Source organism: Streptomyces sp. NRRL F-5122 (assembly GCF_001507435.1).
GTDB classification, from domain to species: domain Bacteria; phylum Actinomycetota; class Actinomycetes; order Streptomycetales; family Streptomycetaceae; genus Streptomyces; species Streptomyces lannensis.
Window position 1 is genome coordinate 69,571 of record NZ_LMWH01000240.1, and the last position, 25,936, is coordinate 95,506.

Below are 25,936 nucleotides of genomic sequence, written 5' to 3' on the forward strand. Positions count from 1 at the left end.
GTCCCTGCTCCTATGTGTGCTCGGGCGGGCTGATGCGGGACGTGCCGATCGCGGAGCCGGTGGTGCCCCACTTCCTGAGGATCCGGGCGTATGTGCCGTCCTTGATCAGCTCGTTGACGGCGGCCTGGAACGGCTTGGTGAGGGGGGAGCCCTTCTTGAAGGCGAAACCGACGTCGAGGCGGTGGTACTCGCCGAGGAACGTGGTGTGGGCGGCGGGCTGCGCGGCCTGGTGGCGCAGCCCGTTGATGGTCGACATGATCACGTCGATACGGCCCTGCTGGAGGGCGGTGAGGGTCGCCCCGTTCTCCGAGTAGACCTTCACGTCGTAGGGCTTCTTGCCGGCCTTCGCGCACACCCCCTTCTGCGCGTCGAGCGTCGCCTCGAAGGTGGTTCCTGCGCCGATGCCCACGGTCCGTCCGCACAGCTGGGTCAGATCGCCGATCCGCTTGCCGAACGACGTGTCGCCCTGCTTCACCGCGAAGCCCTGGCCGTCGTCGATGTAGGTGACGAAGTCGATGGTCCTCAGACGCTCGGTGGTGACGCCGAAATTGCCGGTGCCGACGTCGTACTTGCCACTGCGCAGGGCGGGCAGGATCGTCTCGAAGGAGGCGTCCTGCCGCTCCAGCCTGACTCCGAGGACCTTCGCCACGGCGTCGGCGATGTCGATGTCCTGTCCCTCGGGTGTGTCGGAGCCGTCCGGGTAGTACGCCGAGGGCGGCGCTCCGACGGAGCTGCCGATCCGCAGCGTGCCCGACGAGCGGACGGATGCCGGGAGCAGAGCGGCGACGGCGTCCACCGTGCGGACGGCGGCGACCGGGTCGTCCGCGGTCGCCCGCGCAGCCGGCACCGCCTCGTCGCCGGGGTCGCCGGAGCCGCACGCGGTCAGGGTCAGCAGGGGCAGGAGCGCGGCGGTGGCCGCGAGCGGGCGCAGACGTGCGCCGATGCCATGGAGCTTCACTGGACGGGGGCCCTTCCGGTGGGTGCGGTGGCGGAGAGGTGTTTCTCGAAGGGGAGCGGGCCGATGGTTTCCGGATCGGCCCCGATGTCGAACAGCGGTGTGTAGCCGGTGGCCAGGTACAGGCCTCGGGCCTCCGGCTGGCGCGGCCCGGTGGTCAGCCGGATCCGCCGGTACCCGCGGACGCCCGCCTCGTGTTCGAGCTCGGCGACGACGCGCCGGGCGAGGCCGCGCCGGCGGTGGGCCGAGTGCGTCCAGATCCGCTTCAGCTCGGCCGTGTCCGCGTCGTACCGCCGGAAGGCGCCGCCCGCGACGGGCTGGCCCCGCTCCAGGAGCAGCAGCAGAACACCGCCGTACGGTGCGGTGAACTCCTCGTCGGGGTAGCGGGCCAGTTCGGCGTGTGCGTCCTTGCCGTACCGGGTGGAGTACTCCTCGCCGAGTTCGTGCAGCAGGGGTCTCACGCGTGGGTCGGAGACCGGGACATGCACCACCGTCGGCCCGGGGACGGGCTTCGGTGCGACGAAGGTCATTCGGCCACCGCCGCGTAGGTCCGGGGAGCATGCGCCGACCGCTCGGCGTCGCGCCTGGCGACCTCCTCGCGGACGATCGGGATCACGTGCCGCCCGAAGTCGACGGCGTCCCCGAGCAGGTCGTAGCCGCGGGCGGAGAGGATGTCGACGCCGATGTCGTAGTAGTCCAGCAGGGCCTGGGCGACTGTCTCCGGAGTGCCGACCAGGGCGTTGGAGTTGCCCGCGCCACCGGTCGCGGCGGCGGTCGGGGTCCACAGGGCGCGGTCGTAGCGCTCCCCCGCCTCGGCGATGGCGATCAGCCGCCGTGAGCCGGTGTTCTCCGGGGCGTCGCCGCGGTGGTGCCGGACGAGGCCGGCTTCGCGCCGCTGCCGGATGGCACCGACCGTGCGGTGGGCCTTTTCCCAGGCCAGTTCCTCGGTCGGGGCGATGATCGGGCGGAAGGCGACCTGGATGCGCGGCACGTCGGTACGGCCCGCCGCCCTCGCGGCGGCCTTCACCGCCTCGATCTGCTCGGCGGTCCTCTCCAGTGGCTCCCCCCACAGGCAGTAGATGTCCGCCTCGGCGCCCCCGGCGGCGTACGCGGCGGGCGAGGAACCTCCGAACGACACGTTCGGGCGGGGCTGCTGGACCGGGAAGACATCACTGACGAAGTCGTGGAAGCGGTAGTGCCCGCCCTCGTGGTCGAAGGGCTCGTGGGTGGTCCAGATCTTCTTGACGACGCGGATGTATTCGCGGGTGCGGGCGTAGCGCTCGTCCTTGGTCAGGGTGTCGCCCTCGCGGCCCTGCTCGTGGTCGTTGCCGCCGGTGATGAAGTGCACGGTCAGCCGGCCCTCGCTGATCTGGTCGAGGGTGGCGAAGGTCTTGGCGGCGAAGGTGGGGTACGAGACGTTGGGGCGGTGGGCGAGCAGGATCTGCAGCCGGTCCGTCCGGCTCGCGATGTACGCGGCCGCCGGGGCAGGGTCCGGGGACCCGGAGCCATAGGCGAACAGCACCCGGTCCCAGCCGTGGTCCTCGTGCGCCCGGGCGAGCCGGAGCGTGTACTCCTTGTCGAATGCGGGGCCGGAGCGCGGGGTGGTTTCGGAGCCGTTGTTGGTCGCGGCGATGCCGAGGAACTCCACGGGCATGACAGAAGCCTTTCGAGAGGCTGTCCGTGTGGGGGCATGACGGAACTGCCCTGCACACGAGCATGGGTGACGAACCGTCAGACAAATGGACGGGGTGAGGCGGGCGTGACGACGCCGGGCGTCGGGAGATACGGGGGTGCGGCAGCGCGCGCAGGAGGAGTCTCGGCCCGCGACGGGGTCACCGAGGGAGGGAAGGGCCGGTCAGGCGGCCCGCTGCCGAGTCAGGCGCAACACGCTGCGGACCACACACGACCGAAGTCGATGTGACCGCGCGAGACCAAGCGCAACTGGGCATTCATGCGATTCATTGAGCAGTACGCCGGGCTTTTCGTCAACCGGTGCCCGCATGCCGGACCGCAGGTGGCCGTGGGCCGCATGGTTGACACAACCGTGCGGCCCACACATACGATCGACGGCGGAGAGGCTCCGCCGTGCGCGGTGTCTGTCCGGCCGCGTTGAGGGACGCGGCGAGCGTGACGACATCCCGTCCCGGGGCCCCGAGGCGGCGCGGCACCTTGCGCCCGCGAGGGACCCCGGCTGGTCACCTACGCCTGCGATTCCCCTCCCCGGAGAGCCTCCCCATGGTCACGCCTTCTGATGTCATGCCCGCCCCCGCACACGAACCCGATGAGCGCGGCGCCCCCGAAGGACCGCCGCAGATCGTGCCGCGCCGGCACCCCGGCCGCCTGCTGACGGGCGCCGCCGCACTGGTGGTTCTCGCGCTGGTCCTCCATTCCGTGGTCCGCAACGCCGCCTTCCAGTGGGACGTCGTGGGCCGCTACCTCACCACCGGCGCGGTACTCGACGGGCTGCTGCTCACCCTGTGGCTCACGGGCGCGGTGATGGTGCTGGGATTCCTGCTCGGCACCTTTCTGGCGGTGCTCCGCCTGTCGGCCAACCCGGTCCTGCGCACGCTGAGTTGGGGTTACGTGTGGATCTTCCGATCCACTCCGCTGCTGGTGCAGCTGCTGTTCTGGTTCAACATCGGCGCCCTGTATCCGACACTCGGCATCGGCATCCCCTTCGGCCCCGAGTTCGTCACCGTCAAGACGGTGAACCTGCTCGGTCCCACCCTCACCGCCGTCATCGGACTGACTCTGCACGAGACCGCGTACGCCGCCGAGGTGGTACGCGGCGGCATCCTGTCCGTGGATGCCGGGCAGAGCGAGGCGGCCCAGGCACTGGGCCTCGGCAGATGGCGCACACTGCGCCGGATCGTCGTACCGCAGGCCATGCGCTCCATCGTGCCAACGGCCGGCAACATGCTGATCGGCACGCTCAAGGGCACAAGCATCGTCAGCGTGCTGGCCGTGCACGACCTGCTGTTCTCGGTGCAGCTGATCTACAACCGGACCTACCAGGTCATCCCGCTCCTGCTGGTCGCAACCCTCTGGTACGTCGCGGTGACCTCCGTGCTCGGCATCGGCCAGTACTACGTCGAGCGCCACTACGCCCGGGGCTCCGCACGCAGCCTTCCGCCCACCCCGCTCGCGCGGCTGCGCGCCCGACTCTCCGCGCTGCGGGGCCGGTTGCACGGGGCGACCGCGGCCGACTCCCGTCCCGCCCTCGGCGGTGACCGGTGAGCACCGGTTCCGTTTCCGCCCTCGTTGTCGTCGGCGCGGGACCGCGCGCCACCGGGCTGCTGGAGCGCATCGCCGCCAACTCACCCGAACTGTGGTCCGGCCAGCGGAAGTTGCGCATCCATCTGGTGGACCCGCATCCGCCGGGGCCGGGGCGGATCTGGCGGGCGGCGCAGTCGCCGCTGCTGCGTATGAACTCCATGGCCGAGGACGTCACGATGTTCACCGACGAGACGTCCACCATCGACGGCCCGGTCCGCCCGGGGCCCTCCCTGGCCGAGTGGGCCGCCCAGTTCCGTCCCGGCGGACCGCGGTTCGCACCGTACGCCGAACCGGCCGACCCGCGGGTACTGCCCGAACTGCGCACACTGACCGGGGCCGACTTCCCGACCCGGCGTGCCCAGAGCGCCTACCTGGACTGGGTGTTCCGCCGGGCGGTGGCCGAACTGCCGTCGACCGTCACCGTCGAATGGCACCGCACGACCGCGACCGCCGTCACCGGGCCGCCCGACGGAGCGCAGCAGGTGCACCTCGCCGGCCGCACCGCTCCGCTCACCGCCGACCTGGTGGTCCTAGCCCAAGGGCACCTCGGCTCAGCCCCCGCCGCCGAGCACCGCGCCCATGCCGCCTTCGCCCGCCGTCACGGACGCTTCCATCTGCCCCCGGAGTTCTCCGCCGACGCCGATCTCACAGGGCTGCGCCCCGGCGAGCACGTCGTCCTGCGCGGATTCGGGCTGGCCTGCGTCGACCTGGTGACGCTGCTCACCGAGGGTCGGGGCGGCACCTACCGCGACGAGCCCGACGGCACCCTCACCTACCTGCCCTCCGGCCGTGAGCCCGTGCTGCACATCGGTTCACGGCGCGGGGTGCCGTACCACGCCAAGACCGGCTACCGGCTCCAGGGACCCCGTCCTGCGCTGCCCCGCCACTTCGGCCCCGAGGCGGTCGACGCGCTGCTCGCCGAGGAACGCCCGCTGGATCTGCGCCGCGACGTATGGCCCTTGATGGCCAAGGAGATCGGCTTCGGCCACTACCACGAGTTGTTCCACGCCCACCCGGAGCGCACTGCCGTGCCGTGGCCGGAGTTCGCCGCCGCCTACGACCGCCTCGACTGGTACTCGGACGCGATGACGCGCCTGGTCGCCGGGGCCGTGCCAGGACCGGACGACCGCCTGGACTTCGAAGCCCTCGACCGCCCTTTGCAGGACTTGGCCTTCGCCTCACCGGACGACTTCGAGGAGCATCTGCGTGACCGCATCGCCCGGGACGTGGCCCGCCGTGAGGATCCCGCGTACAGCGCCGACCTGGGCGCGTTCCTCGCCCTCCTCTCCGTGTACGGCCAGTTGCCGCGCCTGATCGCCGGGGGACGGCTGTCGGCCCGCTCCCTCGCCGAGGGCCTCGACGGCTGGTGGCACGGCTTCTTCAGCTTCCTCGCCTCGGGTCCCCCCGGGTTCCGGCTGCGCCAGTTGCTCGCCCTGTCCCGCGCCGGGCTGGTCCGCTTCCTCGGTGCCGAACTCCGCGTCGGGACCGACGAGACCACCGGCACCTTCACCGCGACGAGTCCCACCGTGCCGGGTCGCACGGTCCGTGCCACGGCCCTGATCGAGGCATATCTGCCCGGCCCGAATCTCGACCGCACCGAGGACCCGCTGCTGCGGCGACTGCACCGCACGGGCGCGCTCGCGGAGGAGGTCATCGCCGACAGCGGACACACCCACCGCTCCGGCCGGCTCACCGTCGCCCCTGCCGACGGCCGCGTCATCGATCCCGGTCTCGGCGGCCCGCACCCCCGCCGTGTCGCCCTCGGCGCCCCGACGGACAGCCGCGCCGTGGCCGCCTTCGCCCGCCCCCGCACCAACGCCCCCGCCTTCCGCCAGAACGACGCGGTTGCCCGGGCGCTCCTGCGCGCCCTCGACACCGGTACGCACCCCGGCGCGCCCGGTGACGCCCCGGAACGGCTCGACGCCGACGTGAGCGTCGGAGCCGGTGTGCAGCCGGGCGAAGGGTGAAGCGCTTTCCCAGTTTTCCTATCGATTTACTAGGAAAGCATTGACGGGGCCGAACCCGGATGCGCAGGATGATGTACACGGCCTGCACCCGGCAACGACTCGTTCGTCGTCGGCATGTCGACCTCGGTCACGTCATCAGTGCCGTCTGCTGCTGAAGTTGAGGAGACCACCTCCATGGGCGTTGCCCTTGCGTCGTCCGGCCTCACCTCGGAGCCCGACCGAACCGGGCCGCCCCCCGCACACTGGCTGCGCGTGGCCCGCGAGACCGCCGACGATCTGGCCACGGACGCGGCGGCCCGGGAGCAGGCGGGCAAGGCCCCGTTCGACGAGGTGTCCCGGCTACGCGACGCGGGACTGCTCTCGCTGCTCGTCCCCGCCGAGTCGGGGGGAGGCGGCGCGGACTGGCCGACCGCCTACACCGTGGTCCGGGAGATCGCCGCGGCCGACGGCGCGATCGGCCGGCTCCTCGGCTCCCACTACCATCTGTCGTCCAGCCCCCGGTTCTTCGGCGAACCCGCTCTCGCCGCACGGGTCCAGCGCCGGACCGCGGCGGAGCAGTGGTGCTGGGGCGGAGGCTTCGCCCGCCAGGAGCCGTCCCTGACGCTGACCGAGACGGCCGACGGGCATGTGCTCGACGGCCGCCAGAGTCATGTCACCGGGGTCCTGGTCGCCGACCGTATAGCCGTGCGGGCCGTGCGGGCCGACACCGGTGAGCCGGTCGCCCTGGTCGTCGATCCCGCCCGTGGCGGGGTGAGGATCGACAGCGACATCGACACCTTCGGCCAGCGGCTCGCGGCCGGTGGCAGCGTCGAGTTCGACGCGGTCCCGGTGGCCGGCGACGACATACTCGGCTCCCTGTCCGCGGACGAGGACGTCCTCGCACCCCACGCCGCGCTGGCGTCGCCGATCGGGCGCCTCTTCTCCGTCCAGCTCTGTCTCGGCGCGGCCGAGGGCGTGCTCGCCGAGGTCCGCGAGTACAGCAGGGCGGGCCACTCGCCCTGGCACCCCGCCTGGCCGGCCGGTTCCCCCGAGGAGCCGCAGGTACTGACCGTCTACGGCGAACTCACTGTCCTCACCCGCTCCGCGTCGGCGCTCGCCGATCAGGCGCAGCAGGCCGTGTGCGGCGGACTGGCGCGCGGCGAGAACCTCGGCTACGACGAGTACGCGGAGATCTCCGTCCTCGTGGCCATGGCCGAGGCCGCCGCGTCCACGGCCGCCCAGGAGGCCACCACCCGCGCGCTCGACGTCATCGGCGCCCGCTCCGCGTCCTCCCACCTGGGTTTGGACCGCTTCTGGCGCGATGCGCGCACCCACACCCTGTACGAACCCGTCGCGCACCGACTCCGCGACGTCGGGGACTACTTCCTCAACGGTGCGCATCCTCCCTTCTCACTCCCCGTCTGACCGCCGGGGCCGCGCACCTCTGCCCCTTCTCACTCCCCGTCGACCGCCGGGGCGGAGCACCTCTGCCGGGCCCGATCGCACGGCGGGAACCCGTGCCCCATCCGGGCCCGCCCGGGACGGACGAGTACGGGAGCTCTGCGGAATAATGAGCGCATGCGGATCTCAGCCAGGGCGGACTACGCGGTACGTGCCGCACTGCAGCTCGCCGCGTCCCGGGACGACGAGCCACTGAAGGCCGAGGCCATCGCCGACGCCCAGGACATTCCGCACAAGTTCCTGGAGAGCATCCTGAACGACATGCGCCGGGGCGGTCTTGTGCTCAGCCAGCGCGGCGGCAAGGGCGGCTATCGGCTGGCCAGGCCCGCCGAGGCAATCAGCATCGCCGATGTCATACGCGTCGTGGACGGACCGCTGGTCTCGGTGCGCGGGGTCCGTCCCCCGGAGCTGTCCTACACCGGACCCGCCCAGTCGCTGCTCCCTCTGTGGATCGCGCTGCGGACCAATGTGCGCGAGATCCTCGAGGGTGTGTCGCTCGCGGATGTGGCATCGGCCCAACTGCCCGCCGGCGTGTCCGCACTGACCGACGCCCCGGGCGCCTGGGTGAACCCCTGACGCCACGCCCTGCGGCCTCACCGATCTCGAAGAGCGAGATCTGATCATCCAGCATGTGAACACCCCCTTGGGGTGGGCGCCGACTTCTGCCACGATCCCCATCAACCCGGTAGGAAAACTAGGGATCTGTGGGGGGGCGGTCATGAGAACACTCAGCCGGGCAGACCGGTTGCTGCCCCTTCTGACCTCACGTCGCCACATCGACCTCGGCCGTACGTCCAGCGCCATCTGTCGACCCGCCTGAGACCGTCCGCAGAAGCGGCCGGCATCCCGCCGGACATCACCGCGACCCCGCCGCTCCGCGTCGGCGGACGGGACGCCCCTCGACCGACGGCATCACCCGCGCGCTCCCGTGACCTCGCGCCTTCGGGTCCCGCACGGACGCCGTGAAGTCACACCGTCCCCTGCGGCACACCACTGCCCGCTTCACCGCCCACGACGGCCTTCCACCCGCCGAGGGCCGGTGAGCGTTGCGCCGGGGTGTGCCCACGGGCTCCGCACCGCCCAGTTCCGTTCCTTCCCCGATCACCTATTCCCTGAGAGGACACCTCCGTGTCTGCCGCAAGACCGCTCACCACCCTGCGCACGATCGCCGTCATAGCGGCGCTCCCTCTCCTGCTGACCGCCTGCGGCTACGGTTCCGAGTCCACGGACGACGGCAAGCAGACCAAGGTCGCGGCGGACGGCAAGAAGCTCTCCACCGACGAAGTGAGGATCGGGTACTTCCCCAACCTCACCCACGCCACGGCGCTGGTCGGCGTCCAGGAGGGCCTGTTCCAGAAGGAGCTCGGCGGCACCACGATCAAGGCGTCGACCTTCAACGCCGGGCCCTCCGAGATCGAGGCGCTCAACTCGGGCTCCATCGACATCGGCTGGATCGGCCCCTCCCCCGCCATCAACGGCTACACCAAGTCGAACGGCAAGAGCCTCCGCATCATCAGCGGCTCCGCGTCGGGCGGCGTGAAGCTCGTCGGCGACCCGAAGAAGATCAAGTCCCTGAAGGACGTCAAGGGCAAGAAGATCGCCACCCCTCAGCTCGGCAACACCCAGGACGTCGCCTTCCTCAACTGGATCGCGGACCAGGGCTGGAAGGTCGACGCCGAGAGCGGCAAGGGCGATCTCGGTGCTCCGGATGGACAACAAGGTCACCCCGGACGCCTTCAAGTCCGGCTCGATCGACGGCGCCTGGGTGCCGGAGCCGACCGCCTCCAAACTGGTCGCCGAGGGCGGCAAGGTGCTGCTCGACGAATCGGATCTCTGGCCGGACAAGAAGTTCGTGATCACGAACATCATCGTGTCCCAGAAGTTCCTGAAGGAGCACCCGGACGTCGTCGAGGCCGTGCTGCGCGGCTCGGTGAAGACCAACGAATGGATCAACGCCAACCCCGACAAGGCGAAGGCCTCCGCCAACGCCGCGCTGAAGGAACTGTCCGGCAAGGCGCTTCCCGCCGAAGTCCTCGACCCGGCCTGGAAGTCCATCACGTTCCTGGACGACCCGTTGGCCGCCACGCTCGACAGTGAGGCGGACCACGCCGTGAAGGCCGGTCTGCTGGAGAAGCCCGATCTCAAGGGCATCTACGACCTCGCACCGCTCAACAAGGTCCTCAAGGCGGAAGGCAAGAACGAGGTCGAGGACGCGGGTCTCGGAGCCGGGTGACGACGAGTCGGATGCGTCACCCTTCGGGGAGTAGCCGGCCTCGACATGCCGGCTCCACCCGGACCGTCCGCGGGCCCGCGCCCGCCGTCCGCCGGCACGACCGGCCTGGACGGCGGGCCCGGGCCCGACTGCACTTCCCGTGCGCATCCCCGGATCCACGAACGGCGCACGGAGGGCCCCGACGGCACCGACACGTTCGTCGCGGCTGCCGTTCCTCGCCGCACTGCTCGTGGGGGTCACCTTCAGCCGCCGCGTCGTCCGGGCCGGCGCTTGGCGGACATGAGCGGGGAGCGCCTCACCGAGGACCTCACCGCCGCCGTCCACGCGCTGCTCCACCGAACGGCCGGGACCGCAGTCCCCGGCGAGGCGCGGTCCGCGGGGAAGCCGGCGGCGCACACCGGCGAGGGCACCGCGGGCTGCGTCCTATCGACCGGCCGGCGCGGTCGAGGCCGCGCGCGGCCCACTCACCCGCCTGCGAGCACGGTAGGCGGCGGCCTTCACCCTGTTTCCGCAAGGATCCATGGCGCACCACTCCCGGAAGCCTCCACGCGACCGGTCGAGGAAGACCTGGGTGCATTCGGGCCTGCTGCACTCCTTGAGCAGCGCCGCCTCCGGACCGCCGAGCACCTCCACGGCCTGCCGGGCGACCGACGACAGGGCCTGCTGCGCCGTCGCCTCGATCCGGCGCCCCGCCCGCGTGAGCTGCGGAATCGCGGACGGAGTGCGCGCCCTGTCGTTGACCAGCGCGAGCGCCTCGGCGTCGTAGTCGTCGCCGGCCAGCCTGGCGACGATCAGGAGGTAGATCGCCTCGCGCAGAGCGATCGCGTCCTCCACGTCGGACGGTCCGCAGTGCGTGTCTCCGTCGACCATGCCGGACTCACGGAACCAGGCGTCGAGGCTCTCCGGGGAGGTGAGCACCTCGACGGGCACCGCGTTGCGCCGTGCACGCAGGGTCCCCAGGAAGTCCAGCACAGGGGCACCGCATTTGAAGACATGCATCATGTCACCAGTTTGACCGGTGATGGACAAAAGAACAAGGGGTCAGTCCTCAAGCACCTCAAGGCAGGTCGACCCCTGACCCTCACGCGCCGGAAGGGCGATCACCGCCTCGGCCGCCACCTGGCCCTCCCCCGTCGGGCGCCACACACTCCGCTCGGCAACCCAGGACACCCCACCCTCATCCACTCCCGTCCATCACCCGCTTGACAGGTGATTCCGACACTGTCAGAGTCGTCACCGGTCAGAGGGGTGACGAACTCGATCGGCTCCCTCCCAGGTGAATCCGAAAGGCGCGATCATGGCTGAAACGAACTACACCGCCGTCGTCACCGCGACGGGTGAGGGCCGCAACGGCGGCCGTGCCGCATCCAGCGACGGGCTTCTCGACGTCACCCTCGCCATTCCGAAGGAGTTCGGAGGCAATGGCGGAGCCACCAATCCCGAGCAGCTCCTCGCCGCCGGCTGGGCCTCCTGCTTCCTGGGCGCGGTCAAGATCACCGCCGCCGAGAAGAAGGTCGCTCTGCAGGACCCGGCGGTCGTCGCCGAGGTCACGCTGCACCACGACGCGGGCGACTACCACCTCAGTGCCGTCCTGCACCTCGAGCTCAGCGGAGTGGACCAGAGCACCGCGGAGGAGCTCGGCGCCGGTGCCCACCTGATCTGCCCCTACTCCAAGGCGCTCGACATCCCCGTGACCATCGAGGCCACGGTCGCCTGAGACCGCCGACACCGTCCCCGGGCGCCGAGGATCCCCGTACCGCCCGACCGTCCCCGCCACCGGCCACCGACACGGCCGATCCCCCGGCGCAGCGGGATACCGAAGGCCGTCGGGCGGCGCCCGGCCCTTCGAGACGACCGGGCACATGCAGAGGAGAGATTCGGTGAGTCAGGCAGTCGAGTACGGCGACGCCGCGGTGAGCGCGGCGCCGCGGATGGTGGGACGCGGTCGCACAGGGCGTGCCCCCGCATTCCCCCCGCACCCCGAGGTCCGGTGACGATGGGCCTCCGAAAGAACCGGCCGGCCGAGGGAGCACCCGTGGCGCGGCGGACGATGCTCACCATGCTCGGCGCCGGGGCCTTCGGCCTCGCCACCGCGCCCTGGCTGCAGGACGGCTGGGAGAAGGCGCTCGGCGCGGCGTCGCAGAAGGACCCCACGGGGCTCACCGGGGTGCTCCCCAACCCGGGGGGATTCCGCTACTACAGCGTGGTGGGCTCGGTGCCGCGCAAGGACGGGACCGACTACGCACTGCGGATCGACGGACTCGTCGACCGACCGACGACCTACACGCTCGAGGATCTGCGCGCACTGCGGCAGACCCGGATCGTCCACGACGTGCTGTGCACCGACGGCTGGCGGGTGGAGAACACTCCGTTCGAAGGTGTGAGGCTCTCCGACCTGCTCGAGGCCGCCGGAGTACGTCCCGAGGGCCGCGCCCTGCGCTTCACCTGCTTCGACGGCGTCTACACCGAGAGCCTCACCCTCGCTCAGGCGCGCCGCTCCGACATGCTGGTGGCGCTCAGGATGCAGGACAAGCCCATCACCCACGAGCACGGCGGTCCGGTCCGGCTCTACGCGGCCCCCATGTACTTCTACAAGTCGGCCAAATGGCTCTCCGGCATCTCGGTGACCGACAAGGTCGTCCCCGGCTACTGGGAGGAGTACGGCTATGACATCGACGGATGGCTCGACGGCGAGGACCGCGACGGCGACGGCTCCGCGGCCTGAGCGTTCGGGCCGGGTCCGCCGGTTCAGCCGGGCCGAGCGCCTGGTGCACCGGGCCACCGGCTGGCTGATGCTGCTCTGCGTGGGGACGGCGGCCTGCCTCTATCTGGCGCCGCTGGCCCAGCTGGTGGGCCGCCGCCACCTGCTCGTCACGGTCCATGAGTGGTCGGGCGTCCTGCTCCCCCTGCCCTTCCTCCTCGGCCTCGCCTCGCCCGCCTTCCGCGCGGATCTCCGCCGGCTGAACCGCTTCGCCGCGTACGACCGGGAATGGCTGCGCGCCGTCCGCAGGCGGCTGACCGAGCCCCGGGCGCGACCCGCCGGCAAGTTCAACGCGGGACAGAAGATCTATGCGGGCTGGATCGCGGGAGCGGTTCTGGTCATGATGGCCACCGGACTCCTGATGTGGTTCACCGGAGTGCTGCCGACGATCTCCCGCACCAGTGCCATCTTCATCCACGACATCCTGGCCTGGGGGATCGCCGCGGTGCTGATCGGGCACATGAGAAGGGCGTATCGCGACCCCGAGGCACGGCTCGGCATGCGCACCGGATTCGTGGGGCGCGACTGGGCGAGGACCTGGCACCGCCACTGGACGCCGGAGGACCCGCCGGCCGCACGGGGCCCGGGCTCGGGCGACGCCGGGCGGGCAGGCTGAGCCCGCGCCGGCCCCGCCGGCAGACCGGTCGGCCCGGTCCGCCGGCGAAGCTGCCTCATCTGCCCCCTCGGGCGACGAGGGTCCACCGGCTCACGGCCACGCCCGCAACGGTCGCCGGATCACAGCGCACGTTCATAACCCGCCCACGCGACATGGGACTCGTGCAGGGTCACGGCGAGGGTGGCGATGCCCTTGGCGCCCTCCCCGAGTGCCCCCTTGTGGATGCGCTCCGCGAGCCGGTCGGCGATCACCTTCGCCAGGAACTCCGTCGAGGTGTTGATCCCGGCGAAGTCCGGCTCGTCGTCGAGATTGCGGTAGTTGAGCTCAGCCACGACCGCGCCCAGTTCCTTCGTGGCCAGCCCGATGTCGACGACGATGTTGTCGTCGTCCAACTCCTCCCGCCGGAACGTCGCGTCGACGAGGAACGTGGCACCGTGCAACCGCTGCGCGGGCCCGAACACCTCGCCGCGGAAGCTGTGGGCGACCATGATGTGGTCGCGAACGGTGATGCTGAACAACGAACGGCCCTCCGGGTGGCGCGACTGATCTTGCTGCTACCTGCCAAGGGACACTTGTAACACGTTCCGGATTCCCGCACTGCGGCCGTCTCGCTCTCCACACAGGAAGGTCGGACGGACGTCTCCTGGGCGAGCCGGTCAGAGCCGTCGGCGGCGGGACGATCCGACGGAGGCGAACCTCCCGCGACGACACCAGGCCGGTCACCACCCGGGGGGAGGTGCCGGCCTGCGCGGGCGTGCGCCGCAGTCATCGAGCGCCGGCCCCACCTTCGAAGCCGCTCTGGGCGAGCATCGAGCGGGTGCCCAGTGCGACGGCCACGCTCACGATCGCCACGAAGGCGAGCATCACCACGCGCGCGGACACATACTGCGTCGCGATCCCCAGTGCCACGACCGGCACGGACAGACCGATGTAGGCGCCGAGAAAGAAGAAGGCGAGCGCCTCGGCCCGGGACTCGGGCGGGGCGGTCGCACCGGCGGCGGTCAGTGCGCCTCGGAAGGCCAGTCCTCCGCCGGCGCCGGTCAGTATCCCGCCGATCACGAACATGGCCAGGCTGGGCAACCACATGCCGCCCACCAGCAGGGCCAGGCCGGCAACGAGGACGATCGGGCCCGTGCGCAGCGTGAGAGCGAACCCGCCGCGGATCAGCGCGATCTGGGCGACTGCCCCCGCGGCGAATGCGGCGAACGCCACGGCGCCTGCCACCGCGTGGGAGCCCTCGTGGAGGGTCCCGACCAGGAACGACGGCGTCAGGGAGTTGAAGATTCCGAAGACGGCGAACGAGGCCAAGCCCGTCGCGACGGCGGCGAACAGCATCCGCCGTGCGTGTTCCGGCACCGCGACATGTTGCGGCCGGTATCGCGGGGCAGGATCGGGCAGGTCGGCGGTCTCGGGCGAAACGGCGACGAGGGCTGCCAGTACGGCCAGCGTCACGACCCATACCGCGTAGGGCAGCTCCAGCGGCCGGGGGGCGTACTGGGCGAGCAACCCGGCGACCAGCGGGCCGAATCCGATACCGCCCAGGTTCGCCGCGGTGGCGACGACCTGGGAACGGCGAGGTGAGCCTGTCTGGCCGCGCCAGGTTCCAAGGTGCAGTTCGCCGAGATAGGCGGTGGCCGTCGCGGTGGTAAGGCCGACCGAGACCCCGCAGACGACCCGGGCCACCAGCAGTCCTGTCAGGCTCGGTGCGAACAGAAAGATCAGCGCACTGACGATGTTGAGCAGCAGCGCGGGAACGAGCACCCGCTTGCGGCCGATCCAGTCCGACAGGTGGCCGGCGAGGAACAGGCTGGCGATGACACCCACCGCGTACACGGCGTACACGACGGTGATCATGATCGTGGAGAAGTGGTCGCGCTGCTGGTAGAGCACGTACAGCGGGGTCGGTACGGCCGAGAAGCCCATGTTCATCAGGAAGGCGAGCGTGGTTGCCCAGAAGCCGAACGAGTGGTGCCGGTGGCGGCGGGTGGGTCCCTGGGGGTGCGTGCCTGGCTTCGCCCGTCCTGGGGTGATGACGGCCATCGGGGTCCTTTTCGAGGTGTGTACTCAGTGCAGCTTCAGCGGCGCCGTTGCCCTGCTGCACGTACCTCTTAGGCTTCCTGGCTGGAGTTATGATGTCCAACGAAGGGTATGCATGACATTCATCGCTGCCACACATGAGTGCGGAGAGAGAGGGACGTGGAGCTTCGCCACCTGGAGCACTTCGTGGCCGTCGCCAGGGAAGGCAGCTTCACCCGCGCCGCGGCCCGGCTGCATCTGGTGCAGTCGACGCTCTCGGTCTCCATCCGGTCCCTGGAGCGCGAGCTCGGCGGGCGGCTCTTCGAACGCACGACACGCCAGGTCGAGCTCACCGACGCCGGCCGGGCCCTGCTTCCCGAGGCACACACCGCGCTGGGCGCGGTGGACGCGGCTCGGGACGCCGTCGCAGCCGTACAGAACGGTGTGCGCGGCACCGTACGCCTCGGCATCATGCAGTCGCTGACGCTGATCGATCTGGCCACCACCCTCTCCCGCTACCATCGGGAACTGCCCCACGTGGAGATCATCCCCAGCACCTCTCCCGGCGGTTCGGCCGAACTGGTCAGCCAGGTGCTCGCCGGGGACCTCGACCTCGCCTTCGCCGCGCTCCCGGGCCACTACCCGGGCGGGGTGACGGTGCACCGACTGGCCTCCGAACCCTTGATGCTCGCGTGCCTGGAAGATCATGCGTTCGCCTCGCGCCCGGTCGTACCGCTCGCCGACCTCGACGGCGAGCGCTTCGTGGACGTCCCCATCGGATGGGGCACCCGGGCCAGCGTCGACCGTCTGTTCGCCCAGACCGGCCTACGGCGGGAGATCACCGTGGAGGTGACCGACATCCCCACGGTCGTCAATCTGGTGCGCGCCGGATTCGGTTGCGCCTTTGTGAGCACCTCGCTCATCTCGGGCTCCCGCACCGACTCCCTCGCGGTACGTCCGGTCCATCCCGCGCCCCTTTTCGAGGTTTCCCTCGTCACCGCCTCGGGACGTCGTCCCTCCGCTGCCGCAAGGGCGTTCATCGACCTCGTCCTGGCCACCCACGCCGACCGGGAGTCCGCTCCCGACCGATACGACACGCTCTGACGCCGCGCCCGGGTCAGCCGAGTTTGCGTTGCAGCTGAAGCGTGTAGAGCAGGACGAGCGAAGGCGCGATCAGGGCGGCCGCTACGCAGGAGACCACGAGCAGCACCCACAGGGTGGCCCACGGCGCGGCCGCCTGCTGGATGGTCAGGTGGGTGCCCAGGAGGTACGGATACTGGGCGACTCCCCATCCGGCGACGACGGTGGCGATCGCAAGGGCCGCCAGGGCGCGTACCACGGGCGGACGGCCCCGGTGCAACAGGATCAGCGCGGCGAGACCGCACAGGCCCGAGACGGCCAGGAGCGGCGCGCCCACCGTCCTCAACTGGTGGAACAGACGCGGGGCGTCCGAGTACAGGACGTACACGCCGACCAGGGCCACCACTCCCCCGCCGACGCCCGCCGCGAAGGCTCTCAGGCGGCATGCGTGCTCCAGGGAGGCGTCCGCTCGACGTTGGGCCTGCCCGGTCAGGAACACGGCGGCGAGGTAGGCGCAGACGGTGACCGCGAGGATCCCGCCGAGGACGGAGGTCGGGTTGAGCCAGCTGGACAGCGCGTCACCGTGCCCCGCCGACGGCACGCGTCCCGAGGCGATCCCGCCCGCGATGGTGCCGAAGAAGAACGGGGTGAGCACCGACGAACAGGCGAACGCGATACCGCTGACGCGCTGTGCCTGACGTTCGGTCAGTGCATGACGGAAGGCGAAGCCGGCTCCTCTGGCGACGATCCCCAGCGCCGCAAGTCCCAGTGGGATGTACAAGGTCGTGGTGATGGCGGTGAAGGCCCGGGGAAAACCGGTCCAGATCGTGACGAGACAGAAGACCAGCCATGTGTGGTTGGCCTCCCACACGGGGCTGAGGGAGAGGTTGATCAGCTCGCGGACGCGGTGTCCCCGCGTCTCGCCCCCGGCCGTCAGATCCCAGAAACCGGCTCCGTAGTCGGCCCCGCCGAAGAGGGCGTAGGCGATGACACCGACGAACAGGATCACGGCGATCACAGTGCTCATGCGTCATCAGCTCCGGAGGTGCGCCCGTTCATCGCCGGTGCCGGCCGGGGGCCGTACGGGACCGCCACGGCATCGGTTCCTTCTTCCGCCCATCGGCGGCGCATGGTCCGGAGCACGAACAGGGCACCGGCACCGACGCAGAAATAGATCGCGAGGACCGTGGCGAACAGCGGCCACAGATTGCCCTGCGTGGCGACCGCGTCCCGAGTGAGCAGGAGCCCCACGACGGTCCAGGGCTGCCGGCCGACCTCGGTCACCACCCAGCCGCTCTCCAGCGACAGCAGCGAGACCAGACCGGCCACGGCCGCACTGCGCAGGAACCATGGGTTCGTCGGCACCTCGCGCCGCCGCCACCACAGCCAGGCGAACCACAGGGCCAGCAGGAGCAGGAGCGACGCCGTGCCGACCATCACGTCGAAGGCGAGATGGACGACGCTGACCACCGCGTCGTCGGGGCGTACGTCCGGCGGGATCGCGTCGAGCCCCTTGATGGGGGTGGAGGGACGGAAACCGGCGAGGATCGACGCGACACCGGGGAGCGGAATGCCATAGCGCACCTCGCCGTCGATGTAGACGCCGCCGAGGATCTCCGGGACATGGGTGCCGGTGGTCGGCACCATCTCGATGGCGGCGAACTTGGCCGGTTCCCTGTCGAAGACCTGGCGCGCGATGGTGTCCCCGACGAGGAACTGCAGCGGCATGGCGATCGCGGCGACCGCGAAGGGGACGAGGAACCCGAGCCGGTGATAGTGGTCGCGGCGCCCCTTGAGCAGGTCCCATGCGTACACACCGGCGACCATGAACCCCGCGACGATGTACGCCGCGAGGAGCATGTGCACCATCTCCCACCAGAAGGCCCCGTTGAAGAAGACCTTGGACGGGATCACGTCCACCACGCGCCCGTTCTTCACCACGATGCCGGCCGGCTGGTTCATCCAGCTGTTGGCAGCGATGACGGACGCCGTTCCGCCCACGCCCGACAGAGTTACCACGACGCCGGTGAAGAAGTGTGGCCATGGTGGCAGTCTCTTCCAGCCGTAGATGTAGATGGCCATGAAGATGGCTTCGAGGAAGAAGAAAAGCCCTTCGATGGCGAACGGAAATCCGAACGCCGAACCGTACTTGCCCATGAGCCCGGGCCAGAGAAGGCCCAACTCGAAAGTCAGCACGGTTCCTGACACGGCCCCGACCGCGAACAGCACGGCGGCCACTTTGGACCATCGCTGTGCCAGGAGGAGCGCTTGCTGATCGCCGCGGCGCAGCCCGCGGTACTGGCAGATCAGCATCATGAAGGTGAAGGCGACGCCGAAGGGCACCAGAATGATGTGGAAGCCCAGGGTGAATGCCATCTGCTCACGCGCGGGGAGGAGTTGTGGCGGGTCGACGGCTCCCAGCAGGGCAGACAGCGTCATGAATTCTCTCTCCGGCTCGGAACGGCGGCGGACCATTCGCATGTCACGCCGGAAGGCGGCTGATGATGCCGGAATCCCTGTGCAGGCGAACCCCGCCGGGCGGCGAAAATCCCGAGGCCGACCGGCCGATAGGTCGTCAGCGTCGGTGCGCTACTGATATGTCCAGGTGCAGTCCTGTCATATCGCCCGGCCGGTGGCCGCGTCTCCCCGCCCTTTCCGCTGTCCGTTCAACGGACCGTCCCTTGTCCCATTGATCGCGAGAACGCCGTGCCTTTCGTGGTCGATGATAGACAGCGACTCGGCGGCTCACCGCAAAGGCATGAACGAAAGCACCGTCGTGTACGAACTCCACTCGATGCGCGTCGTCCGGACGGTCAATCCGTCGCGGATCCGGCCGCGGTGGACCCCGTGTACTCCTGCGACCACTCCAGCCAGCCGTCGAGGCCGACGATGCCGAACAGTTCCGCGGGACCGTGGGCGTCCGTCGGGGGCAGTCCGCTTTCGGCGAGGGTCGACAGGGCGGCGTCGACAGCGGCCGCGGCGGCAGCGGCGGACAGCAGGGGGTAGATCGCGAGGCGGAAGCCCAGGCGCCCGAGATCCGAGGCCGAGAGAACCGGCGTCCTGGACCGCGCGATCACGTTGGCCACCAGCGGTGCCCGCACCTTCTGCGCCACCTCTTCGAGCTCGTCCCTGCTCCGGGGTGCTTCAAGGAAGATCATGTCGGCGCCGGCGTCCACGTAGGCGTTCGCCCGGTCGATGGCGTCCCGCAGCCCGAGCGGCGCACGGGCGTCGGTCCGGGCGATGATGATCATCTCGTCGTCCCCACGGGCCGCGACCGCCGCCCGCACCTTCGACACCGCCTCTTCGACGGGCACGACCGCCTTGCCGTCCAGATGCCCGCACCTCTTGGGGGACACCTGGTCCTCGATATGGACGGCGGCGACTCCGAGGCGACAGTAGGTCTCGATGGTCCGCCGCACGTTCAGTTCGTTGCCGTATCCGGTGTCGATGTCCACGATCAGCGGCAGCGACGTCGCCGCCCGCAGCCTCGCGACGTGCGCTGCCATCTCGCTCGCGGTCATCAGGCCCAGGTCCGGCTCCCCCAGCAGGGACACGGACGCCGACGCTCCGCTCACATAGGCGGCCCGGAAACCACGCCGCTCGACGAGGGCGGCGGTCAGTCCGTCGTAGATGCCGGGGGCGGTCACCAGATCGCCCGCCGCCAACAGCTCACGCAGGCGGCGTGCGCCGGACTGCGCGCCGCGCTCGCGTGTCGGGGAACTGGTCATATCGCTCACTCCAGGATCGACGGGAGCTACAGTTCCAATGTAGGACGAGATTGTAGGACAATCCAGCGAAGCATGAGCGAGGCCGAACGAGAGGCGAGTCGTACCGCCCAACACATCCAGGAGGATCACCGTGACGGGCAGCGGGGCGCACGGGGGTGGCCGGCGCACCATGGGCACACACCCGCCGGACGGCAGGCCGTCGGCCGTCGACCGGGTGGTCGCCACGGTGCGTTCCGGGGTACGCGACGGGCGCTTCGCTCCGGGGCAGCGCCTGGTCGAGGCCGACCTGATGCGGGAACTCGGCATCGGCCGCAACACTCTGCGCGAGGCACTGTCACGACTCAGCAGCGACGGGCTCGTCACCATCGCACCCCATCGCGGGGCGTCCGTCCGCCGCCTCACCCGTACCGAAGTCGAACAGTTGTACGAATTGCGAGAGGTTCTGGAAGGCCTGGCGGCCCGGCTCGCCGCTCTGCACATCAACACGCCGGGCCATCGTGACCGTCTGCTCGCGGCCCTGGATGCCGTGCAGGAGACGGCGCGCACCGCAGAGATGCCGCAGTACATCGACGAGAACCTGCGCTTTCACCGGACCGTCGTCGAGATGAGCGGCCACACCCGGCTGCTGGAACTCGTCGACCAGCTGCAGTTGCAGACCTTCCGGGTCCAGTTCCGCTCGGCCGCGGCCCACGACCGTACGGGCATGCGCGGCTTCTCCGTCTCCGAACACCAGTCACTGGCGGAGGCGATCCTCGCCGGAGATGCCGAGCAGGCCGAGAACATCATGCGGACGCACCTTCGTCATACGGGCAGCAGCATTCTGCAGCTTCCCGACAGTGACTTCGCCTGACGCGACGTACCGAGAAGTCCATCGCCCGCTGCCCGGGACGGGCGGACGCAGGGGAGTTCGTTCGCCGTCGGACACAGGGTCAGCACTATTTTTTTGAGTGTGTGGCGCAACCCCGTCACCCGATCCCGCGATGATCGCCCGGGCCGAACAGGCGGGTACGGATGTGCGCGGCACCCGGGAGATGTCTCCTCGGCGGTCGGCGGTCGTCCCGTCTCCCCCGCCCGCAGCATGTCATCAGTCCGTCGAGCATCTGGAGCACTGGGTGAAACGCGCGAATCGATTGTCTGTTTACCGGTCACTGGCCGCCGGCGTTCTCGCCTTCGTGGCGTTCGGTGCGACAACACCCGGCGTGGCCACGGCCCGCCCGTCGACCGCTGCCGAGCAGGCGACCCGGAGTGTGCCGCTGCGGGTGGCCACGTACAACATCCACGCGGGGGCCGGCGAGGACAACGTCTTCGACCTCGACCGCACCGCCGACGCCGTCCGGGCCCTCCATGCCGATGTGATCGGCCTCCAGGAGGTCGACGTGCACTGGGACGCACGGAGCAACTTCACCGACGAAGCGCATGAGTTGGCGGCACGCCTGCACATGCGTGTCTTCTTCGCCCCGATCTACGACCTGCCTCCCGCACCGGGGCACACGGAGCGGCGCCAGTACGGTGTCGCGATCCTGAGCCGCCACCCGATCGTGCGCGCGGAGAACCACGAGATCACACGGCTGTCCACCCAGGACCCCAACCCGGTGCCGGCCCCTGCCCCGGGCTTCGCGGAGGTGACGCTCCGGGTTCGCGGGACCGATGTGCACGTCTACTCGACGCACCTGGACTATCGCGCCGACCCGACCGTCCGACGGACCCAGGTCGACGACATGTCGGGCATCCTCGCCCAGGACTTCGGGCCGAAGGTCCTCGTCGGTGACTTCAACGCCGAGCCCGGCGCCCCCGAGTTGGCGAAGCTGTGGGGACCCCTCGCCGACGCCGCCCCGCAGGGCGGAAAGACGTACCCGGCGATCACCCCGGTCAAGCGCATCGATGTCGTATCGGTCTCCCCCGAGGTCACCGTGACCGGCACCCGCGAGGAGGAGACCGCGGCCTCGGACCACCGGCCGGTGGTCGCCGACCTGCTGCTCCACCGGCGCGGTATCTGACCTTCGCCGGTCCGGAGTGCACTCCGACACCTGTTGGAACTGGGTCCGTCGGGGTGCGTATGCCGAACGTCGTCGTCCGGTGGGCGCAGATCCGGCCGCGCCCATCGGACGATGCCGGGACGGCGGGACGGCGGTTCTCGACCGTGCCTCCGCCCCGGACCATCGCAGGCAGGCATCGCCGATTCCTCGGCCGGCGGCGATGGCGCCGGCCGACTCAAGAGGTGGCGCGTACGGCGGTCACCGCCAGGGTGGTGTAGTTCATGATCAACTACCCGGTCCTGAAGGACCGGGCTTGCAGGCAGAGCACGGCCGAGCCGTGCTGTGGTCCCCTGCGTCCGGTATGGCGCTAGGCCGTACTGGGGCGGTTTTGGGCGGCTACGACGGCGTCGTACGTCCGGCCCGCCGGCTGCCATGTCTCGAAGGCCGCGACCTCGACCTGCAGCCCACGCGCTCGCGCGAACCCCGCCATCCGCACATCGGGCTCGACACCGAGTACGGCGCACCCTGCCGCCTGGAACTGACGAGCCGCGATGCCGGTGCCGCAGCCGACGTCGAGCACGTCGGGCGCAGGGCCGGCGGCGACGATCCGTGCCACCAGCGCCTCCGGATAGCCGGGCCTGGCCCGGTCGTAGCGTTGCGTGTCCACGCCGAACGACTCGGCCATCCGCCGGACCTTGTACGGCTCCGGCGAGGAGGGTTCGGGCTGTTCTCGCGGTAGAGTGGGCATGCGCCCACCTTAGTGGGCGCATGCCCACTGGGCCATGGCCGCGGGCGGGCCGACACGAGAGGACGGCAAGTGCCGACCGGGGTGCATCTTCGAGACGCGCGGCAGCAGCTGTTCGACGCCGCCGAACGCGTCCTGCTGCGGGACGGTCCGAACGCGCTGACCAGCCGGGCCGTCACCGACGAGGCGGGCTGCGCCAAGGGAGTCCTGCACCGTCACTTCGCGGACTTCGACGCCTTCCTCACCGATCTCGTACTCGACCGGGCCGCGCAGCTCGAGTCGCAGGCAGTTGCGCTGCGGGAGTCCGCCGGCACCGGGACGGTCGTCGACAACCTCACCGGCGCGCTGACGACCCTGTTCGGACCGATCCCGATGGCGATCATCCCTCTCGTCACCTTCCGGGACCAGCTGCGCGAGCGGCTGCGGCACGCCATGCCCGGCGGCGGCATCGCGATCCTCGCCCAGGCCACGACCGCCGTCTCCGCCTACCTTGCGGACGAGCGCGATCTGGGCCGCATCGCAGCAGACGCCGACATCGACTCACTCACCCTTTCCCTGGTCGGCGGCGGGCATCTGCTGTTCACGGACCGCGAACCCGGCCCGCCGGCCACCGGGGCCGTCCACAGGTTCGTGACGTCCGTCGTCGCCGACGCCGTACACCGGCGACCCGCGCGGTAACGTCTGCGACCTCCTCCGTTTCAGGGCGACGGCCCCCGGCGGCGGACGCATTCCCGCACACCCCTTGTTCTGGCGGGAGTGCGGCTGTACCCAGGTCACGTGTGACCCTTGACACAGCTCCGGCACCACTGCATTCTTCCACCATTCGGTTGGTGTCTACCGAGTAGTGGAATCGACCTCGTCGCCAACTCGGAGTACCCGCATGGGACACCGCATCAGATCCCGCGTCCGCGCGGGAGCGAGCGCCGGAACGTGCCACCTGTTGCGTCACGGGGCCCGCGGTCCCGGTGAACGCAGGACCAAGGCGATGCCGGCCAACTGCTCCCGGGGCACGTCGGGGACTGACCGCCGCCCCCGGGTGCTGGATACAGGTCGCGACCACGTCCGCCCGCATGTGCGAAGAATGCCCCTCGCCCCCACCGTGCAGGTGCTCGATGCCGCCGTCCGCAGCGTCCTCGCACGACAGTTGCCCAAGGGCGCGCCCGCGTTCCCGGCGACGTCGTCATGTACGCCATCCCCCCCGACCACCACGGTGCCGATCCGTGGCGCGGCCCCCTCATCTCCGGCGTCGTAGAAAAGGGTGCTACATGTTCCTCGCCAACTATCAGCAGGACTACAGTCCGGTGGGCGATTCGCTCGGGCTGTCGTCCATCGTCGCGATCCTTCCGCTGCTGGTCCTCTTCGTCCTGCTCGGCGTGGTGCGGATGAAGGCGTGGCTCGCCTCGTTGATCTCCCTCGTCGTCGCCGTGGTGCTCGCGGTCGCCGTGTACTCGATGCCGGTTGCCGACGCGCTCAACAGCGGCCTGCTGGGCGCCGCGTTCGGCTTCTTCCCGATCATGTGGATCGTCATCAACGCGATCTGGATCTACAACCTGACCGTGGAGACCGGTCACTTCGACGTACTGCGCCGGTCGTTCGCGTCCATCAGCGACGACCAGCGGGTGCAGGCGATCATCATCGCCTTCTCCTTCGGTGCCCTCATGGAGGCGCTGGCCGGTTTCGGCACCCCCGTCGCGATCAGCGCGGTCATGCTGATCGCCCTGGGCTTCAAGCCGCTCAAGGCGGCCACCGTCGCCCTGGTCGCCAACACCGCACCCGTGGCGTTCGGCGCGATCGCCGTGCCGATCACCACACTGGCCGGCGTCACCGGCCTGCCCGTGGACGACCTCGGCGCTATGGTCGGCCGGCAGACCCCGATCCTGGCGCTGTTCGTGCCGCTGGCTCTGGTGTTCATCGTGGACGGCCGCAGGGGGCTGCGGCAGACCTGGCCGCCGGCGGTGGTCTGCGGCGTGTCCTTCGCGGTGTTCCAGTACCTGTCCTCGAACTTCTGGTCCGTGCCGCTCGCCGACATCGTCGCCGCGCTCGCCTCCGCGCTGGCGGTCCTGGTGTTCACCCGTCTGTGGCACGCCGAGGAGACGTACCAGGAGAGCGACGAGGACGAAGGACTCGAAGGCGGCGACGCCGGCTCCAGCAGGCCGCACACCCCCGGGGGCGAACCGGCCCCGGGCCGCGACGAGTCCGCGGACAGCCAGGTGCTGACCCGGGCCCGCGCGGACGCCGACCGCGACATACACGACTCGCCGCTGGACGTCTTCAAGGCGTATGCGCCCTACCTGGCCATCATCGTGGTGTTCGTACTGGCCACCCGGGTTCCGGCGATCACCGGAAAGCCGCCGACCGGCGTCGGCGCGACCGGTACCGGCCTGGAGTCGGTGACGCACATCGTCAACTGGCCCGGGCTGCACATCCTCAAGGCGAACGGCGACCCGGTCGCCACCACCTTCAAGCTCAACTACCTTTCGGCGGCCGGGAGTCTGCTGCTGATAGCCGGACTGATCAGCATGGTGCTCATCCAGGTCGGGCCGCGCCGCGCCCTGCGCGCCTACGGACGCACCCTGGACCAGCTGAAGTTCGCGGTGCTCACCGTCATGCTGGTGCTGGGGCTCGGCTACATCATGAACGAGTCCGGCCAGACCACCACGCTGGGTCTGTGGGTGGCCGGGGCCGGCGGCGCCTTCGCCTTCCTCTCACCGATCCTCGGCTGGCTGGGCGTTGCCGTCACCGGATCCGACACCTCGTCCAACTCCCTCTTCGGCGCCCTCCAGATCACCGCCGCCCACCAGGCCGGCCTGTCGCCGACCCTCATGGCCGCGGCCAACTCCTCGGGCGGTGTGCTCGGCAAGATGATCTCGCCGCAGAACCTCGCCATCGCCGCGGCCGCGGTCGGCTTCGAGGGCCGCGAAGGGATCCTCTTCCGCCGGGTCATCGTGTGGAGCGTGGTCTTCATGCTCTTCATGTGCGTGCTGGTCTATCTGCAGAGCACCCCGGTGCTCGACTGGATGGTCGTGGACACACCGGCGAGCACCCCCTGACGAAGGCGTCCGTCCGAGGCCCTGTCAGTACGGCAACGCCACTGGCGTGAGGTCATGGTGCGTGGCCGACCGGTCGTCCCGCCGACGGTGGAA

Annotated in this window: 22 protein-coding genes and 2 pseudogenes; 14 read left to right on the forward strand and 10 right to left on the reverse strand. The window is 70.2% G+C overall.

Annotated elements, in window-relative coordinates; all coding sequences use genetic code 11:
* Window positions 1–10: 10 nt before the first annotated feature.
* From ADL25_RS26255 to ADL25_RS26265, 3 genes are read right to left on the reverse strand one after another with little or no spacing between them, the layout of a single operon-like run.
* Window positions 11–958, reverse strand: coding sequence for an ABC transporter substrate-binding protein (locus ADL25_RS26255; RefSeq protein ID WP_234381046.1), 948 nt, complete (start codon window positions 956–958; stop codon window positions 11–13).
* Entirely contained in the window at window positions 955–1,485 is a 531-nt protein-coding gene (locus tag ADL25_RS26260; RefSeq protein ID WP_059130291.1) for a GNAT family N-acetyltransferase, read from the reverse strand. The genes ADL25_RS26255 and ADL25_RS26260 overlap by 4 nt, the downstream gene beginning before the upstream one ends.
* On the reverse strand, window positions 1,482–2,609 hold the full coding sequence (locus ADL25_RS26265; protein WP_059130292.1) for an LLM class flavin-dependent oxidoreductase: 1,128 nt from the start codon (window positions 2,607–2,609) through the stop codon (window positions 1,482–1,484). Before ADL25_RS26265 ends, ADL25_RS26260 begins: the two co-directional genes overlap by 4 nt.
* A gap of 581 nt (window positions 2,610–3,190) precedes the next feature.
* Between ADL25_RS26265 and ADL25_RS26270 the strand changes: the two genes are divergently transcribed.
* The 6 genes and pseudogenes from ADL25_RS26270 (at window position 3,191) to ADL25_RS26290 (ending at window position 9,871) form a co-directional block, all read left to right on the forward strand.
* Window positions 3,191–4,192 carry an amino acid ABC transporter permease gene (locus tag ADL25_RS26270; protein ID WP_059130293.1) on the forward strand — a complete coding sequence of 334 codons (1,002 nt, stop codon included), beginning with the start codon at window positions 3,191–3,193 and terminating at the stop codon, window positions 4,190–4,192.
* Entirely contained in the window at window positions 4,189–6,198 is a 2,010-nt protein-coding gene (locus ADL25_RS26275; RefSeq protein WP_059130294.1) for an FAD/NAD(P)-binding protein, read from the forward strand. Before ADL25_RS26270 ends, ADL25_RS26275 begins: the two co-directional genes overlap by 4 nt.
* Window positions 6,199–6,372: 174 nt before the next feature.
* Entirely contained in the window at window positions 6,373–7,602 is a 1,230-nt protein-coding gene (locus tag ADL25_RS26280; RefSeq protein ID WP_059130295.1) for an acyl-CoA dehydrogenase family protein, read from the forward strand.
* A 153-nt stretch (window positions 7,603–7,755) separates the two neighbouring features.
* On the forward strand, window positions 7,756–8,214 hold the full coding sequence (locus ADL25_RS26285) for an RrF2 family transcriptional regulator (RefSeq protein WP_059130296.1): 459 nt from the start codon (window positions 7,756–7,758) through the stop codon (window positions 8,212–8,214).
* A gap of 142 nt (window positions 8,215–8,356) precedes the next feature.
* A complete protein-coding gene (locus ADL25_RS51925; protein WP_319114129.1) occupies window positions 8,357–8,458 on the forward strand; it encodes a putative leader peptide in 102 nt (33 codons plus the stop codon).
* 308 nt (window positions 8,459–8,766) lie between these two features.
* Window positions 8,767–9,871 (forward strand): annotated as a pseudogene (locus tag ADL25_RS26290) (aliphatic sulfonate ABC transporter substrate-binding protein).
* 423 nt (window positions 9,872–10,294) lie between these two features.
* Here ADL25_RS26290 and ADL25_RS26295 read toward each other — a convergent pair.
* Window positions 10,295–10,870, reverse strand: a complete 576-nt coding sequence (locus ADL25_RS26295) for a CGNR zinc finger domain-containing protein (RefSeq protein WP_079050582.1) — start codon at window positions 10,868–10,870, stop codon at window positions 10,295–10,297.
* Between the two features lie 298 nt (window positions 10,871–11,168).
* Here ADL25_RS26295 and ADL25_RS26300 point away from each other — a divergent pair, with 298 nt between their 5' ends.
* From ADL25_RS26300 to ADL25_RS26310, 3 genes are all read left to right on the forward strand, one after another.
* Complete coding sequence (locus ADL25_RS26300) at window positions 11,169–11,588, forward strand: Ohr family peroxiredoxin (protein ID WP_059130344.1); 420 nt, start codon at window positions 11,169–11,171, stop codon at window positions 11,586–11,588.
* A 333-nt stretch (window positions 11,589–11,921) separates the two neighbouring features.
* The gene (locus tag ADL25_RS26305; RefSeq protein ID WP_059130345.1) at window positions 11,922–12,596 is read left to right on the forward strand and encodes a molybdopterin-dependent oxidoreductase; all 675 of its coding nucleotides are present in this window, start codon (window positions 11,922–11,924) and stop codon (window positions 12,594–12,596) included.
* Window positions 12,538–13,248 carry a cytochrome b/b6 domain-containing protein gene (locus ADL25_RS26310; protein WP_079050580.1) on the forward strand — a complete coding sequence of 237 codons (711 nt, stop codon included), beginning with the start codon at window positions 12,538–12,540 and terminating at the stop codon, window positions 13,246–13,248. Before ADL25_RS26305 ends, ADL25_RS26310 begins: the two co-directional genes overlap by 59 nt.
* Before the next feature lie 119 nt (window positions 13,249–13,367).
* Here the strand turns inward: ADL25_RS26310 and ADL25_RS26315 are convergent, their stop codons facing one another.
* Both ADL25_RS26315 and ADL25_RS26320 read right to left on the reverse strand, forming a co-directional pair.
* On the reverse strand, window positions 13,368–13,766 hold the full coding sequence (locus ADL25_RS26315) for a 6-pyruvoyl trahydropterin synthase family protein (RefSeq protein ID WP_059130298.1): 399 nt from the start codon (window positions 13,764–13,766) through the stop codon (window positions 13,368–13,370).
* 247 nt (window positions 13,767–14,013) lie between these two features.
* The gene (locus ADL25_RS26320) at window positions 14,014–15,288 is read right to left on the reverse strand and encodes an MFS transporter (protein WP_059130299.1); all 1,275 of its coding nucleotides are present in this window, start codon (window positions 15,286–15,288) and stop codon (window positions 14,014–14,016) included.
* A 156-nt stretch (window positions 15,289–15,444) separates the two neighbouring features.
* Here ADL25_RS26320 and ADL25_RS26325 point away from each other — a divergent pair, with 156 nt between their 5' ends.
* A complete protein-coding gene (locus ADL25_RS26325) occupies window positions 15,445–16,368 on the forward strand; it encodes a LysR family transcriptional regulator (protein ID WP_059130300.1) in 924 nt (307 codons plus the stop codon).
* Window positions 16,369–16,381: 13 nt separating this feature from the next.
* On the opposite strand, the gene ADL25_RS26330 is transcribed toward ADL25_RS26325, so the two are convergent.
* The 3 genes from ADL25_RS26330 to ADL25_RS26340 form a co-directional block, all read right to left on the reverse strand.
* The gene (locus ADL25_RS26330) at window positions 16,382–17,371 is read right to left on the reverse strand and encodes a cytochrome d ubiquinol oxidase subunit II (protein ID WP_059130301.1); all 990 of its coding nucleotides are present in this window, start codon (window positions 17,369–17,371) and stop codon (window positions 16,382–16,384) included.
* Entirely contained in the window at window positions 17,368–18,783 is a 1,416-nt protein-coding gene (locus tag ADL25_RS26335; protein WP_059130302.1) for a cytochrome ubiquinol oxidase subunit I, read from the reverse strand. The genes ADL25_RS26330 and ADL25_RS26335 overlap by 4 nt, the downstream gene beginning before the upstream one ends.
* A 374-nt stretch (window positions 18,784–19,157) precedes the next feature.
* Window positions 19,158–20,072: an isocitrate lyase/PEP mutase family protein gene (locus tag ADL25_RS26340; protein WP_059130303.1), complete on the reverse strand. Its 915-nt coding sequence runs from the start codon at window positions 20,070–20,072 to the stop codon at window positions 19,158–19,160.
* A gap of 130 nt (window positions 20,073–20,202) precedes the next feature.
* On the opposite strand from ADL25_RS26340, the gene ADL25_RS49140 reads away from it, so the two are divergent.
* Window positions 20,203–20,922, forward strand: coding sequence for a GntR family transcriptional regulator (locus ADL25_RS49140; RefSeq protein WP_059130304.1), 720 nt, complete (start codon window positions 20,203–20,205; stop codon window positions 20,920–20,922).
* Window positions 20,923–21,184: 262 nt separating this feature from the next.
* Window positions 21,185–22,069, forward strand: a complete 885-nt coding sequence (locus tag ADL25_RS26350; protein ID WP_059130347.1) for an endonuclease/exonuclease/phosphatase family protein — start codon at window positions 21,185–21,187, stop codon at window positions 22,067–22,069.
* Between the two features lie 364 nt (window positions 22,070–22,433).
* Here ADL25_RS26350 and ADL25_RS26355 read toward each other — a convergent pair.
* A pseudogene (locus ADL25_RS26355) lies at window positions 22,434–22,796 on the reverse strand (class I SAM-dependent DNA methyltransferase); the annotation flags it as partial.
* A gap of 69 nt (window positions 22,797–22,865) precedes the next feature.
* On the opposite strand from ADL25_RS26355, the gene ADL25_RS26360 reads away from it, so the two are divergent.
* A complete protein-coding gene (locus ADL25_RS26360; RefSeq protein WP_059130305.1) occupies window positions 22,866–23,471 on the forward strand; it encodes a TetR/AcrR family transcriptional regulator in 606 nt (201 codons plus the stop codon).
* Window positions 23,472–24,058: 587 nt separating this feature from the next.
* A complete protein-coding gene (locus ADL25_RS26365; protein ID WP_059130306.1) occupies window positions 24,059–25,843 on the forward strand; it encodes an L-lactate permease in 1,785 nt (594 codons plus the stop codon).
* Window positions 25,844–25,936: the final 93 nt, after the last annotated feature.

Bases quoted from the DNA above. Each gene is read 5' to 3' on its own strand.
- ADL25_RS26260 (WP_059130291.1), bottom strand. From the start codon at position 1,485: ATGACCTTCGTCGCACCGAAGCCCGTCCCCGGGCCGACGGTGGTGCAT.
- ADL25_RS26265 (WP_059130292.1), bottom strand. From the start codon at position 2,609: ATGCCCGTGGAGTTCCTCGGCATCGCCGCGACCAACAACGGCTCCGAA.
- ADL25_RS26270 (WP_059130293.1), top strand. From the start codon at position 3,191: ATGGTCACGCCTTCTGATGTCATGCCCGCCCCCGCACACGAACCCGAT.
- ADL25_RS26280 (WP_059130295.1), top strand. From the start codon at position 6,373: ATGGGCGTTGCCCTTGCGTCGTCCGGCCTCACCTCGGAGCCCGACCGA.
- ADL25_RS26285 (WP_059130296.1), top strand. From the start codon at position 7,756: ATGCGGATCTCAGCCAGGGCGGACTACGCGGTACGTGCCGCACTGCAG.
- ADL25_RS51925 (WP_319114129.1), top strand. From the start codon at position 8,357: ATGAGAACACTCAGCCGGGCAGACCGGTTGCTGCCCCTTCTGACCTCA.
- ADL25_RS26295 (WP_079050582.1), bottom strand. From the start codon at position 10,870: ATGCATGTCTTCAAATGCGGTGCCCCTGTGCTGGACTTCCTGGGGACC.
- ADL25_RS26300 (WP_059130344.1), top strand. From the start codon at position 11,169: ATGGCTGAAACGAACTACACCGCCGTCGTCACCGCGACGGGTGAGGGC.
- ADL25_RS26305 (WP_059130345.1), top strand. From the start codon at position 11,922: ATGCTCACCATGCTCGGCGCCGGGGCCTTCGGCCTCGCCACCGCGCCC.
- ADL25_RS26310 (WP_079050580.1), top strand. From the start codon at position 12,538: ATGACATCGACGGATGGCTCGACGGCGAGGACCGCGACGGCGACGGCT.
- ADL25_RS26320 (WP_059130299.1), bottom strand. From the start codon at position 15,288: ATGGCCGTCATCACCCCAGGACGGGCGAAGCCAGGCACGCACCCCCAG.
- ADL25_RS26330 (WP_059130301.1), bottom strand. From the start codon at position 17,371: ATGAGCACTGTGATCGCCGTGATCCTGTTCGTCGGTGTCATCGCCTAC.
- ADL25_RS26335 (WP_059130302.1), bottom strand. From the start codon at position 18,783: ATGACGCTGTCTGCCCTGCTGGGAGCCGTCGACCCGCCACAACTCCTC.
- ADL25_RS26340 (WP_059130303.1), bottom strand. From the start codon at position 20,072: ATGACCAGTTCCCCGACACGCGAGCGCGGCGCGCAGTCCGGCGCACGC.
- ADL25_RS26365 (WP_059130306.1), top strand. From the start codon at position 24,059: ATGTTCCTCGCCAACTATCAGCAGGACTACAGTCCGGTGGGCGATTCG.